Raw genomic sequence first — 12011 nt, forward strand, 5'->3', positions numbered from 1 at the left:
TAGGCTGGGCCCGGCCCCGGGGGGCACGGCACTCACGACGCAGCAGGGGGATGACATGTCCGAAGCAGAGCGCGATCAGGGTGGGCGCGAGCGGGTGCCGAGCAGGCAGCGCAGGCGTTTCCCCGGGATCTCCTCCCGGGCGTACGAGCACCCGGCCGACCGTTCGGCGCTGGTGGCGCTGCGCAGGCTGAGCGGGTTCGACACCGTCTTCAAGACGCTGAGCGGGCTGCTGCCGGAGCGGAGCCTCAGGCTGCTGTTCCTGTCCGACTCGGTGCGGGTCTCCGACCGCCAGTTCGCGCATCTGCACGACATGCTGCGCGACGCCTGTTACATCCTGGACCTGGAGAAGGTCCCGCCGATGTACGTCACGCAGAACCCGCAGCCGAACGCGATATGCATCGGTCTGGACGAGCCGATCATCGTGGTGACCACGGGCCTGGTCGAGCTGCTGGACGAGGAGGAGATGCGGGCGGTCGTCGGGCACGAGGTGGGCCACGCGCTCTCCGGGCACGCGGTGTACCGCACGATCCTGCTGTTCCTGACGACGCTGGCCGTCAAGGTCGCGTGGATCCCGCTGGGCAATCTGGCGATCATGGCGCTGGTGACGGCGCTGCGGGAGTGGTTCCGCAAGTCGGAGCTGTCGGCGGACCGGGCGGGGCTCCTGGTGGGCCAGGACCCGCGGGCCTCGATGCGGGGTCTGATGAAGATCGCGGGCGGCAACCATCTGCACGAGATGAACGTGGACGCGTTCCTGGAGCAGGCGGAGGAGTACGACGCCGGGGGTGACCTGCGGGACTCCGTGCTGAAGATCCTCAACGTGCTGCCCCGCTCGCACCCGTTCACCACGGTGCGGGCCGCCGAGCTGAAGCGGTGGGCCGAGTCCCGCGACTACCAGCGCATCGTGGACGGCCACTACCCGCGCCGTGAGGACGACAAGGAGGCGCGGGTCCGGGAGTCCTTCCGGGAGTCGGCGTCGAGCTACGCGAGCGATGTGAAGACGTCCAAGGACCCGCTGATGAAACTGGTCTCGGATCTGGCGGGCGGCGCGGGCGACCTCGGCGGACGGGTCCGCCGGGGCTTCAACGGCTTCACGAGCGCGCCGCCGTCGAAGGACGGAAAGGCCGCCCCGGGCACCCCGGACGACCCGGAGGCGACGCCGGACCAGCCCTGAGTCGTCACCGCGCTCCCGCCCCTCACGGCTTCGGCTGGGCCGCGTCCGACAGGGTTCCGCACAGGGCCGTCGGGGTGGCGGCGGTGTACGGGTCGGTGACCGCGGGTCCGCCGGGCCTGGCGGTCTGGCCGGCGAGGAGCGGGTGGAGGCGGGCCGAGGTGTCCTCGGCGCAGGACAGCGGACCCGCCTGCGTGCTGGAGGAGACCAGCCGGGTCTGGCCCACGCGCAGGTTGTCGCTGTCGAAGCGGAAGGTCAGCGCGCGCCGGACGGTGAACAGGGACACCGGGGCCGGGGCGTGGGTGGAGCCCCGGGGGCGCAGGGCGTAGACGAAGGTGCTGTCGGAGGTGATCTCCAGCGTGGCCGGGTCGGTCTCGGCGGCACGCAGGGTGCCCAGGACGCGGATCCGGTCGTCGGCCAGTACCGCGCGGGCCGGGTCGAAGCGGATCAGCCAGCCGGTGGCGGCGTGCCTGCCGTCCGGGGCGGGCCGGTTCACGCTGCGGTCGAACTGGCCGAGCTGGCCGGCGTCGAGCAGGGCGCGTACGGGCCGGACCGCGCGCCCGGCGAGCACGTCGGGGTCGAGCGAGGAGCGCACGAGGTAGGTCCGGACGGTGGTGAGGGCGGCCTGGACCTGGCTCTCCGAGAAGTGCGAGGTGGCCCGCACGGCGGGCAGCGGGACGCCCTCGATGCCGCTCACGAAACCGGCGGCGGGGCTGCGCTCGAAGAGGGTGCGGGCGTCGGCGGCGCCGGGGACCTCGCCCCGGGGCGCGAGCGGGACGACGGTCGTCCGCAGCGATTCGGCGGATCTGCGGACCTGCGGTGAGCCGTACGGGTGACGGACGCCCATGTAGAGGGCGGTGCCGAAGGCGATGGCGAGGAGCACCACGAGGGCCAGCGCCTGCCGGGTGACCAGCCGCCGGTGGCGGGGCTTGCGGCGGCGTACGGCGGGGGCGTGGTCGGTCATGCGTTCGCGCGCGGAGTACTCCTGGAGCCGGGCAGCGCGGACGAACGACTCGTCGAACACGACGGATCGGTACTCGTCCTCGGCACCTGAGGGGCTGCCCTCGGGTGTCCCCTCCGGTGGGTCTCCAGGCCCGCCCATACTTTCAGGGTAGGTCGGGCGAGCCCCCCGTAAACGCGCCGGTACACGACAACTTCTGACAGGGGCTCATCAAAACCGCGCGGGGGACGGCCGGGCACGCGACGGTGGTGCGGGTGACTCGCGTCGTGGCCGCTCAGGGGGACTTCGGGACCGCGGAGACGGCGGGCGGGGAGTAGTCGGCCGAGACGGACGGCACCGGCACGTCGGCCGCTCCGCTGCCGAGTCCGCTGGAGGCGGGGGCGGGCACCTGGTCGCGGGTGCCGGAGGAGGCGCCCCGGTAGACCGCGGCGAAGGCCAGGGCCACCATGCCGACGCCCATCACCACGGCGAGCACCCAGGCGACGGGCCGGTGCCAGCGGATCTGCTTGCCGTAGGGGCCGAGGAAGCCGGGGCTCTCCCCGGGGGCGTAGCCGTCGCGCGGGTCGTCCTCCGCGTCGTGGCCGAAACCGGTGTGCCCGGGGCCGTACAGCTCGTCGTAGTGCTCGGCCGAGGCGTGGGCGCGGCGGGCCTCCGCCTCGAATGCCTCGGCGCGGGCCTGGGCGGCGGCGAGCAGGCGTTCGACAGCGCTGGGCTCATGGACGGTGGCCGCCTGTACGAAGGCCTCGTCGAACACCACGGAGGCGAACTCATCGTCCGTCGCTCCGCGGTCGTGGTCGTCGTCGGGCTCCCAGCCGTCCGGGAACGGCATGCCCCCCACGTCCTCCGGCACGGGTCCAGAGTAGACCTGGGGGGTCAATTTGGGCAGACGGTACGGAAATTCGTCCGGCCCCGGGACCGGTTTCCGGCCGTACTCCGGATGGCTCAGCCGCGCACGTGTCCGTCGCCGGTGACGATGTACTTGGTGCTGGTCAGCTCCGGGAGGCCCATGGGGCCGCGGGCGTGCAGTTTCTGGGTGGAGATGCCGATCTCGGCACCGAAGCCGAACTGGCCGCCGTCGGTGAACCGGGTGGAGGCGTTCACGGCGACGGTGGTGGAGTCGACCAGTTGGGTGAACCTGCGCGCGGCCTGCTGCGAGGTGGTGACGATCGCCTCGGTGTGGCCGGAGGACCACAGCCGGATGTGCTCGACGGCCTTGTCGAGGGAGTCGACGACGGCGGCGGCGATGTCGTAGGAGAGGTACTCGGTCTCCCAGTCCTCGGCGGTGGCCTCGACCACGGTGGCCTTGGAGTCCTCGGCGAAGGCGAGCACGCGCGGGTCGGCGTGGACGGTGACCCCGGCCTCGGCCAGCGCGTCCAGGGCGCGGGGCAGGAAGGCGTCCGCGATGTCCTGGTGGACCAGGAGGGTCTCGGCGGCGTTGCAGACGCTGGGCCGCTGCGCCTTGGAGTTGACGAGGATGTCGATCGCGGTGTCGATGTCGGCCTGCGCGTCGACGTAGACGTGGCAGTTGCCGGTGCCGGTCTCGATCACCGGGACGGTGGACTCGTTCACGACCGTACGGATCAGGGAGGCGCCGCCGCGCGGGATGAGCACGTCCACGAGCCCCCGGGCGCGCATCAGCTCGCCCACGCTCTCGCGGCCCTCGCCGGGCACGAGCTGGACGGCGTCGGCGGGCAGCCCGGCGCCGCCGACGGCGTCCCGGATCACCCGGACGAGCGCGGTGTTCGACTCGTAGGCGGAGGCGGAGCCGCGCAGCAGGACGGCGTTGCCGGACTTCAGGCAGAGCGCGGCGGCGTCCACGGTGACGTTGGGGCGCGCCTCGTAGATGATGCCGACGACGCCGAGCGGGACGCGGACCTGGCGCAGGTCGATGCCGTTGGGCAGCGTGGAGCCGCGCACGACCTCGCCGACCGGGTCGGGCAGCTTCGCCACGTCGCGCACGTCGGCGGCGATGGCGCGGACCCGCTCGGGGGTGAGGGTGAGGCGGTCGACGATGGCCTCGCTGGTGCCGTTCTCCCTGGCCTTGGCCACGTCCTTGGCATTGGCCTCGACGATCTCGCTCGTGCGGACCTCCAGGGCGTCCGCGACGGCGAGCAGCGCGTCGTCCTTCACCGCGCGCGGGAGCGGGGCGAGGTCGGCGGCGGCGGCCTTGGCCCGGTAGGCGGCACGGGTGACCGGGGACATCGAGTCGTACGGCGAGAGCGTGGTCATGGCAGGAAGGGTAATGCGCGCGGGGCGCCCGGCTTGCCCTGTTCCGCAACCCGAGACGCCGCCGCTCCCGCACCGCGGGGCACCCCGCCCGTCCTCAGAAGGGGTGCACCCCCACGGGGGTCGCGGGCGCCGGGCCGTACCCCTCCGCGATGCGCTGGTGGTAGGTCTCGCGGTCGATGACCTCCAGGCCGACGATCTCCCAGGCCGGCAGCCCGGCGGTCTGCCGGTGCTCGCCCCACAGACGCAGCGCGACGGCGGCCGCGTCGTGCAGGTCGCGGGCCTCCTCCCAGTACCGGATCTCGGCGTGGTCACCGGCGTACCGGCTGGTCAGGAGGAAGGGGTGGTCGTGGGCCAGTTGTTCCAGGGCGCGCCTGAGGTCCTGCACGGGGACGCACTCCCCGGAGACGCTGAGGGTGACGTGCCACAGGCGGGGCAGGTCCTTGGGCTCCTCGTAGGCGTCCCCGGCCGCGACGCTCGTCAGAGCACCACGGGACGCCGCCCCAGGACGGACTCGTCTCACGACGGCCTCCTTCACGCATGGCCCCTTGACGGAACGTGTCCCTTCAACATGTCCCCGAGACAAAGTTGAGCAGGCCCGAGGGCTCCGCGTGGCGGTTTTGCGGAACGTCCCCCACCGGGGGCGGTCCTTGTGACCCGCTTTACGCGCGGTTCCCCGGGGGTCACACGTGCAGCAGTACCAGGTCGTCCCGGTGCACGACCTCGCGTTCGTACGCCGGGCCCAGCTCGCGTGCCAGCTCGCGGGTCGAACGTCCGAGCAGCCGGGGCAGCTCCTTGGCGTCGAAGTTGACGATGCCCCGCGCGACGGCCCGTCCGGCGGTGTCGCGCAGCTCGACGGGGTCGCCCGCGCCGAACTCGCCCTCCACGGCGGCGATCCCGGCGGGCAGCAGCGACTTGCGCCCCTGGACGACCGCGCGGACGGCGCCGTCGTCCAGGGTGAGGGAGCCCTGCGGGGTGGAGGCGTGCTGGAGCCAGAGCAGCCGGTCGGCGGAGCGCTTGCCGGTGGGGTGGAACCAGGTGCCGGTGTCGCCCCCGGTCAGGGCCTCGGCGGCGTGGACGGCGCTGGTCAGCACGACCGGGATGCCCGCGGCGGCGGCGATGCGGGCGGCCTCGACCTTGGTGGCCATGCCGCCGGTGCCGACGCCCGCCTTGCCCGCGCTGCCGATCTCGACCTCCGCGAGGTCGGCCGGGGAGCGCACCTCCGCGATCCGGGAGGTGCCGGGCCTGCCGGGGTCGCCGTCGTAGACGCCGTCCACGTCGGAGAGGAGGACCAGCAGGTCGGCGCGGACGAGGTGGGCGACGAGGGCGGCGAGGCGGTCGTTGTCGCCGAAGCGGATCTCGTCGGTGGCGACGGTGTCGTTCTCGTTGACGATCGGGAACGCGCCCATCGCGAGGAGCTTGTCGAGGGTGCGCGAGGCGTTGCGGTGGTGGCTGCGGCGGCTCATGTCGTCGCTGGTGAGCAGGACCTGGCCGACTCGGACGCCGTACCGGGCGAAGGAGGCGGTGTAGCGGGCGACGAGCAGGCCCTGGCCGACGCTGGCGGCGGCCTGCTGGCGGGCCAGGTCGCGGGGGCGGCGGGGCAGCCCCAGCGGGGCGAGCCCCGCGGCGATGGCACCGGAGGAGACGAGGACGACCTCGCGCGGGGTTCCGTCCGCGCCCGGGGCGCGGAACTTGGCGAGCACGTCCACCAGCGCGTCCACCCGGTCGGCGTCCAGTCCGCCCGCTGCGGTGGTCAGCGAGGAGGAGCCCACCTTGACGACGATCCTGCGGGCCTCGCCCACGGCCTGCCTTGCGCTTGCCACCTTGCCCTCTGTCCCCTCGCGCGCCCTGCGGTCCCGCTCGCAATCTACGCGAAGCGGGTGACCGCCCGCGCACCCGTCCAGCACGCGGACGCGCTCACGAGACGGCCCGCGGGCGAACTCGTCCGGGTCCTTCCGAACACCCTGACGCCGCCTGCGGGTCACGGTCTGCGACCATGGAGCCCATGCGAAACGGCGGTTCGGTGCGGGTGATGGCGGGTGCGACGGGGGTCGCCCTGCTGACGGTGTGTCTGACGGCTTGCGGGGGTTCGGGTCACCCGGCCACCCCGAAGGGGCAGGGCGGGAAGGCGGACGCCAAGCCGCACTCCGCGCCGCTCAAGCGCGTCCCGGACGTCGGGGACCGGCTGTGGAAGCGGGTGCCGCGGAACTCGCGGCAGGTCGTCGCGGTGTACGGCGACGGCAAGGACTCCGCCGACTCGACCGTGGCGCTCTACGAGAAGACGGGCTCCGTCTGGAAGCAGCAGCGCACCTGGTCCGCCCACAACGGGCGCAAGGGCTGGACGACGGACCATCACGAGGGCGACAAGCGCAGCCCCGTGGGCGTCTTCACGCTGAGCGACGCGGGCGGCGTCCTCGCCTCGCCCGGCACGAAGCTGCCGTACACCCGCTCCGCCGCCTTCCAGGCCCCGCACTACTGGAAGAAGTCGTACTGGCACGACTTCGACTACGTCATCGCCATCGACTACAACCGGGTCAAGGGCACCCCGCCCAACGACCCGACGCGGCCCGAGGGCCAGACCAAGGGCGGCAGTATCTGGCTGCACATGGACCACGGCAGCGGCACCTCGGCGTGCGTGAGCCAGCCCAAGGCGGACATGGAGTACCTGCTGCGCACGCTGGACCCGAAGCAGCACCCGGTCGTGGTGATGGGCGACAAGGCCGACCTCAAGGGCTGAAGCCCCCGGGTTCCGCCCCTGTCAGTCGCGGGGGTGCCGGTGGCGCCAGCCGCCCCAGGCCGACTCGATCATGTCGTCCAGACCGAACCGCGCGCTCCAGCCCAGCTCCGCGCGGATGCGGTCGGCCGCCGCGACGACCCGCGCCGGGTCGCCGGGGCGGCGCGGGGTGACCTCGGGGACGACGTCCTCGTGGCCGGTGGTCTTGAGGATGCGGTCGACCATCTCGCGCACCGAACTGCCCTCGCCCCGGCCGATGTTGAGGACCAGCGAGGTGCCCGCCGGAGCCTCGCGCAGCCGTACGGCGGCGGCCTGGTGGGCGGAGGCGATGTCCTGGACGTGGATGTAGTCGCGCACGCAGGTGCCGTCCGGGGTGGCGTAGTCGTCGCCGAAGATCCGGGGCGCCTCGGCCTCCTCCAGGCGCTCGAACACCATGGGGACGAGGTTGAAGACGCCCGTGTCGGCCAGCTCGGGGGCCGCGGCTCCGGCCACGTTGAAGTAGCGCAGGCTGACGGCGCGCAGACCGTGGGCTCGGGCGGCGGCCGCGATCAGCCACTCCCCCACCAGCTTGGTCTCGCCGTAGGGGCTCATCGGGACGCAGGGTGTGTCCTCGGTGACGAGGTCCACGTCGGGCATACCGTAGACGGCGGCCGAGGAGGAGAAGACGACGCGGTCGACGCCGGTCGCCGTCATCGCGTCCAGCAGGGTCTGGAGCCCGGTGACGTTCTCCCGGTAGTAGTACAGAGGGCGTTCGACCGACTCGCCGACCTGTTTGCGGGCCGCGATGTGCACGACGCCGGTGACACCGTGCTCGCGGATCGCGCGCTGCAGCAGACCGCCGTCGAGCACGCTGCCCACCACCAGCGGTACGCCGGAGGGCACCCGGTCCGCGCTGCCGGTGGACAGGTCGTCGTACACGACCACGTCCTCGCCGCCCGCCGTCATGGCGCGCACCACATGAGCACCGATGTATCCGGCACCGCCCGTGATCAGCCAGCTCATCCCCATGCCTCCTCGAACGTCCTCCCGTGCACGCCAGACTCGCCCATCGGAGACGGAAAATCGAGTCCGACAGCCCGGGAGGACGGCCGGGAACGTCCGGCAACGGGTGCCCGAAGCCTGCCTGGCAGGACCCGGGGCGGTGTCTCCCCGACCTCTAGAACGCGTCGAAGTCGTTGAACTCCCGCTCTGCCTCGTCCCGTTCGGCCTGCTTGTCGCGGCGGCGCTGGGTGGCGGGGCGCGGGGCCTCGAAGCGGTGGTCCTCGCCGCGGCGGCCGAGCATCTCGGCGCCGGCGGTGACCGAGGGCTCCCAGTCGAAGACGACCGCGTTGTCCTCGGGTCCGATCGCGACGCCGTCGCCGGAGCGGGCGCCCGCCTTCATCAGCCGGTCCTCGACACCGAGGCGGTTGAGCCGGTCGGCGAGGTAGCCGACGGCCTCGTCGTTGTTGAAGTCGGTCTGGCGGACCCAGCGCTCGGGCTTCTCGCCGCGCACGCGGAACAGCGGCTCGCCCTCGATCTCCTCGCGGGTGACCGTGAAGCCCGCGTCGTCCACGGCCTTGGGCCGGATGACGATGCGCGTGGCCTCTTCCTTGGGCTTGGCGGCACGCGCCTGGGCGACGATGTCACCGAGGGCGTACGTCAGTTCCTTCAGGCCGATGTGGGCGACCGCCGACACCTCGAGGACGCGGTAGCCGCGCGCCTCCAGATCGGGGCGGACCATCTCGGCGAGGTCCTTGCCGTCGGGCACGTCCACCTTGTTCAGGACGACGATGCGCGGACGGTTGTCGAGGCCGCCGTACTGCCGCAGTTCCTCCTCGATGATGTCGAGGTCGGACAGCGGGTCGCGCTCGGACTCCAGGGTCGCGGTGTCCAGGACGTGCACCAGGACGCTGCAGCGCTCCACGTGGCGCAGGAACTCCAGGCCCAGGCCCTTGCCCTGGCTGGCGCCCGGGATCAGACCGGGCACGTCGGCGATGGTGTAGACGGTCGAACCGGCCGTCACCACACCGAGGTTGGGGACGAGGGTGGTGAAGGGGTAGTCCGCGATCTTCGGCTTGGCCGCGCTGAGCACGGAGATCAGCGAGGACTTGCCCGCGCTCGGGTACCCCACCAGGGCCACGTCGGCGACGGTCTTGAGCTCCAGGACCACGTCCTGGAGGTCACCGGGCTCACCGAGGAGCGCAAAGCCGGGGGCCTTGCGGCGGGCGCTGGCGAGCGCGGCGTTGCCGAGGCCGCCCCGGCCGCCCTGCGCGGCCACGTAGGAGGTGCCGTGGCCGACCAGGTCGGCGAGGACGTTGCCCGCCTTGTCCAGCACGACGGTGCCGTCCGGGACCGGCAGGACCAGGTCCTGGCCGTCCTTGCCGGAGCGGTTGCCGCCCTCGCCGGGCTTGCCGTTGGTGGCCTTGCGGTGCGGGGAGTGGTGGTAGTCGAGCAGCGTGGTCACGGACTGGTCGACGGTGAGGATGACGTCGCCGCCCCGGCCGCCGTTGCCGCCGTCCGGGCCGCCGAGCGGCTTGAACTTCTCACGGTGGACGGAGGCACAGCCGTGGCCTCCGTTACCCGCGGCGACGTGCAGTTCGACGCGGTCCACGAAGGTGGTCATGGTGGGTGCCTCCAGAAAAGTGCGGGTATTACCTATGTCAACACGCGAAAGGCGGACCTGCCTTCCCGACCGGGAAGTGAGGTCCGCCTCGCGCGAAATGTTCGGTCGCGGCCGTGAATCAGAGGATTCAGGCGACCGGAACGATGTTCACGACCTTGCGGCCGCGGCTCTTGCCGAACTCCACGGCGCCGGGCTGCAGCGCGAACAGCGTGTCGTCGCCGCCACGGCCGACGCCGGTGCCCGGGTGGAAGTGGGTGCCGCGCTGGCGGACCAGGATCTCACCCGCGCTGACGACCTGACCGCCGAAGCGCTTCACGCCGAGCCGCTGGGCGTTGGAGTCGCGACCGTTCCGGGTGGACGATGCGCCCTTCTTGTGTGCCATCTGTTCTCAGTCCCTTACTTCGCAGCCGTGGGGATCTCAGTGACCTTGATCGCCGTGTACTGCTGGCGGTGGCCCTGACGACGGCGGTAGCCGGTCTTGTTCTTGTAGCGCAGAATGTCGATCTTCTGGCCCTTGTGGTGGTCCACGACCTCGGCCTGGACCTTGATGCCGGCCAGCACCCACGGGTCGCTGGTCACGGAGTCGCCGTCGACAACGAGCAGGGTCGAGAGCTCGACCGTGTCGCCAACATTGGCAGTGGAAATCTTGTCAACCTCAACGATGTCGCCGACAGCAACCTTGTGCTGGCGACCACCGCTGCGCACGATGGCGTACACGCGGATCTCACTTTCGCTCGAAGTACGGCACCCCCGCAGGCCAGCCGCACCGGTAAAACACCATGGACGACCTCTCCCGGCCACACCGGGTGTGACCGGGAGGGAAAAAGGTTTACGGGGATGTGGCGTGTTCAGACACGCCGACAGTCAAGGGTACGGGCAGGCCCCACAGGGGTCAAACCGGGCCCTGGTCAGCCGGTCAGCGTGGCCGCGTAGTCCGCGTACGCCTTCCGGATTCCGTCCGGGGACAGCTCCAGGTGCTCCAGGATCGTGTAGCGGCCCGGCCGGGTCTCCGGCGCGAACTCCACGGCCCGGACGAACTCGTCCTCGCTGAACCCGATGTCCTCGGCCAGCACCGGCAGCCCGTGCCGGCGCAGCGAGGCCGCCATGAGGAACGAGCCCTCGTGGTCGCCGCGCAGATGCATGGCGAAGGCCGCGCCGAGGCCGACCTGCTCGCCGTGGCTCGCCGCGCGCTTGGGGTAGAGCAGGTCGAGCGCGTGGCTGATCTCGTGGCAGGCGCCGGAGGACGGCCGGGTGTGACCGGCGATCGACATGGCGATGCCGGAGAGCACCAGACCCTCGGAGAGCACGGTGAGGAAGCCGTCGTCCGTGCAGGTGCCGGGGTGGCGCAGCACGGCCTCGCCGGCCTGGCGGGCCATGGCGGCGGCGAGACCGTCGATCTTCTCGCCGTTGACCCGGTTGGCCAGCTCCCAGTCCGCGACCGCCGAGATGTTCGACACGGCGTCCCCGATGCCCGAGCGCACGAAGCGCACCGGCGTCTCACGGATCACGTCGAGGTCGATGAGCAGCGCGATGGGCGTGGGCACACCGTAGGAGCCCCGGCCCGCGTCGTTGTCCAGGATGGACACGGGCGAGCAGATGCCGTCGTGAGAGAGGTTGGTGGCGACCGCGACCAGCGGCAGACCGATACGGGCCGCCGCGTACTTGGCGCAGTCGATGACCTTCCCGCCGCCGAGGCCGACCACCGCGTCGTACCGGCCGGACTTCATCTCGTCGGCCAGGCGCACGGCGTCGTCCAGCGTGCCGCCGCCGACCTCGTACCAGGTGGCACCCGGCAGGGACGGCGCGACGCGCTCGCGCAGCCGGGCGCCGGAGCCGCCGCTGACGGCGACGGCGAGGCGGCCGGAGTGCGAGATGCGCTGGTCGGCGAGGATGCTCGCCAGGTCGGAGAGGGCACCCGGGCGGATGTCCACGACCACCGGCGAGGGGATGAGTCGCGTCAGTATCGGCACGCGATCTCCCGCCCGCGCGCGAGGTCGTCGTGGTTGTCGATCTCGACCCAGGAGACCTCGCCGATCGGAGCGACGTCGATCTTGAAGCCGCGGTTGACCAGCTCCTGGTAGCCGTCCTCGTAGTACAGCTGCGGGTCGCGCTCGAAGGTCACGCGCAGGGCGTCGGCCAGCTCCTCGGCGGCGTCGCCCTCGATGAGGGTGACACCGATGTACTCACCGGTGGCCTCGGCCGGGTCCATCAGCTTCGTGATCTTCTGGACACCCTTCTCGGGGTCCACGACGACCTTCATCTCCTCGTCCGCCAGGGACTTCACCGTGTCCAGCGCGAGGATGATCTTCTTGCCCTCACC

General features: G+C 71.9%; 12 protein-coding genes and 1 pseudogene. 2 read left to right on the forward strand and 11 right to left on the reverse strand.

Features of this window, described 5'->3' with window-relative positions; genetic code table 11:
* Window positions 1-55: 55 nt before the first annotated feature.
* Complete coding sequence (locus ACWEEU_RS12980) at window positions 56-1171, forward strand: M48 family metallopeptidase (protein WP_451731566.1); 1116 nt, start codon at window positions 56-58, stop codon at window positions 1169-1171.
* A gap of 22 nt (window positions 1172-1193) precedes the next feature.
* Here ACWEEU_RS12980 and ACWEEU_RS12985 read toward each other — a convergent pair whose 3' ends face one another.
* From ACWEEU_RS12985 to proB, 5 genes are all read right to left on the reverse strand, one after another.
* Complete coding sequence (locus ACWEEU_RS12985; RefSeq protein WP_451731568.1) at window positions 1194-2270, reverse strand: SCO2583 family membrane protein; 1077 nt, start codon at window positions 2268-2270, stop codon at window positions 1194-1196.
* A gap of 133 nt (window positions 2271-2403) precedes the next feature.
* Window positions 2404-2979 carry an SCO2584 family spore wall biosynthesis protein gene (locus tag ACWEEU_RS12990; RefSeq protein ID WP_451731571.1) on the reverse strand — a complete coding sequence of 192 codons (576 nt, stop codon included), beginning with the start codon at window positions 2977-2979 and terminating at the stop codon, window positions 2404-2406.
* Window positions 2980-3071: 92 nt separating this feature from the next.
* A complete protein-coding gene (locus ACWEEU_RS12995) occupies window positions 3072-4358 on the reverse strand; it encodes a glutamate-5-semialdehyde dehydrogenase (RefSeq protein ID WP_385748952.1) in 1287 nt (428 codons plus the stop codon).
* Between the two features lie 94 nt (window positions 4359-4452).
* On the reverse strand, window positions 4453-4878 hold the full coding sequence (locus ACWEEU_RS13000; protein ID WP_385748955.1) for a hypothetical protein: 426 nt from the start codon (window positions 4876-4878) through the stop codon (window positions 4453-4455).
* Between the two features lie 160 nt (window positions 4879-5038).
* Complete coding sequence (gene proB, locus ACWEEU_RS13005) at window positions 5039-6178, reverse strand: glutamate 5-kinase (protein WP_385748958.1); 1140 nt, start codon at window positions 6176-6178, stop codon at window positions 5039-5041.
* Between the two features lie 182 nt (window positions 6179-6360).
* On the opposite strand from proB, the gene ACWEEU_RS13010 reads away from it, so the two are divergent.
* Entirely contained in the window at window positions 6361-7092 is a 732-nt protein-coding gene (locus tag ACWEEU_RS13010) for a L,D-transpeptidase family protein (protein WP_451731594.1), read from the forward strand.
* 21 nt (window positions 7093-7113) lie between these two features.
* On the opposite strand, the gene galE is transcribed toward ACWEEU_RS13010, so the two are convergent.
* From galE to ACWEEU_RS13040, 6 genes and pseudogenes are all read right to left on the reverse strand, one after another.
* Window positions 7114-8091 (reverse strand): UDP-glucose 4-epimerase GalE, encoded by a 978-nt coding sequence (gene galE / locus ACWEEU_RS13015; RefSeq protein ID WP_451731576.1) that lies wholly within the window; start codon window positions 8089-8091, stop codon window positions 7114-7116.
* A 154-nt stretch (window positions 8092-8245) separates the two neighbouring features.
* Entirely contained in the window at window positions 8246-9691 is a 1446-nt protein-coding gene (gene obgE / locus ACWEEU_RS13020) for a GTPase ObgE (RefSeq protein ID WP_385748964.1), read from the reverse strand.
* Between the two features lie 127 nt (window positions 9692-9818).
* Window positions 9819-10073, reverse strand: a complete 255-nt coding sequence (gene rpmA, locus ACWEEU_RS13025) for a 50S ribosomal protein L27 (RefSeq protein WP_385748967.1) — start codon at window positions 10071-10073, stop codon at window positions 9819-9821.
* A gap of 14 nt (window positions 10074-10087) precedes the next feature.
* Window positions 10088-10408, reverse strand: coding sequence for a 50S ribosomal protein L21 (gene rplU, locus ACWEEU_RS13030; RefSeq protein ID WP_018545136.1), 321 nt, complete (start codon window positions 10406-10408; stop codon window positions 10088-10090).
* A gap of 191 nt (window positions 10409-10599) precedes the next feature.
* A complete protein-coding gene (locus tag ACWEEU_RS13035; protein WP_385748970.1) occupies window positions 10600-11661 on the reverse strand; it encodes an iron-containing alcohol dehydrogenase family protein in 1062 nt (353 codons plus the stop codon).
* Window positions 11649-12011, reverse strand: a pseudogene (locus ACWEEU_RS13040) (phosphocholine cytidylyltransferase family protein); the annotation flags it as partial. The pseudogene ACWEEU_RS13040 and the gene ACWEEU_RS13035, both read right to left, overlap by 13 nt.

It is taken from the genome of Streptomyces sp. NPDC005004 (assembly GCF_053600675.1).

Bases quoted from the DNA above. Each gene is read 5' to 3' on its own strand.
- ACWEEU_RS12980 (WP_451731566.1), top strand. From the start codon at position 56: ATGTCCGAAGCAGAGCGCGATCAGGGTGGGCGCGAGCGGGTGCCGAGC.
- ACWEEU_RS12985 (WP_451731568.1), bottom strand. From the start codon at position 2,270: ATGGGCGGGCCTGGAGACCCACCGGAGGGGACACCCGAGGGCAGCCCC.
- ACWEEU_RS12995 (WP_385748952.1), bottom strand. From the start codon at position 4,358: ATGACCACGCTCTCGCCGTACGACTCGATGTCCCCGGTCACCCGTGCC.
- ACWEEU_RS13010 (WP_451731594.1), top strand. From the start codon at position 6,361: ATGCGAAACGGCGGTTCGGTGCGGGTGATGGCGGGTGCGACGGGGGTC.
- galE (WP_451731576.1), bottom strand. From the start codon at position 8,091: ATGAGCTGGCTGATCACGGGCGGTGCCGGATACATCGGTGCTCATGTG.
- obgE (WP_385748964.1), bottom strand. From the start codon at position 9,691: ATGACCACCTTCGTGGACCGCGTCGAACTGCACGTCGCCGCGGGTAAC.
- rpmA (WP_385748967.1), bottom strand. From the start codon at position 10,073: ATGGCACACAAGAAGGGCGCATCGTCCACCCGGAACGGTCGCGACTCC.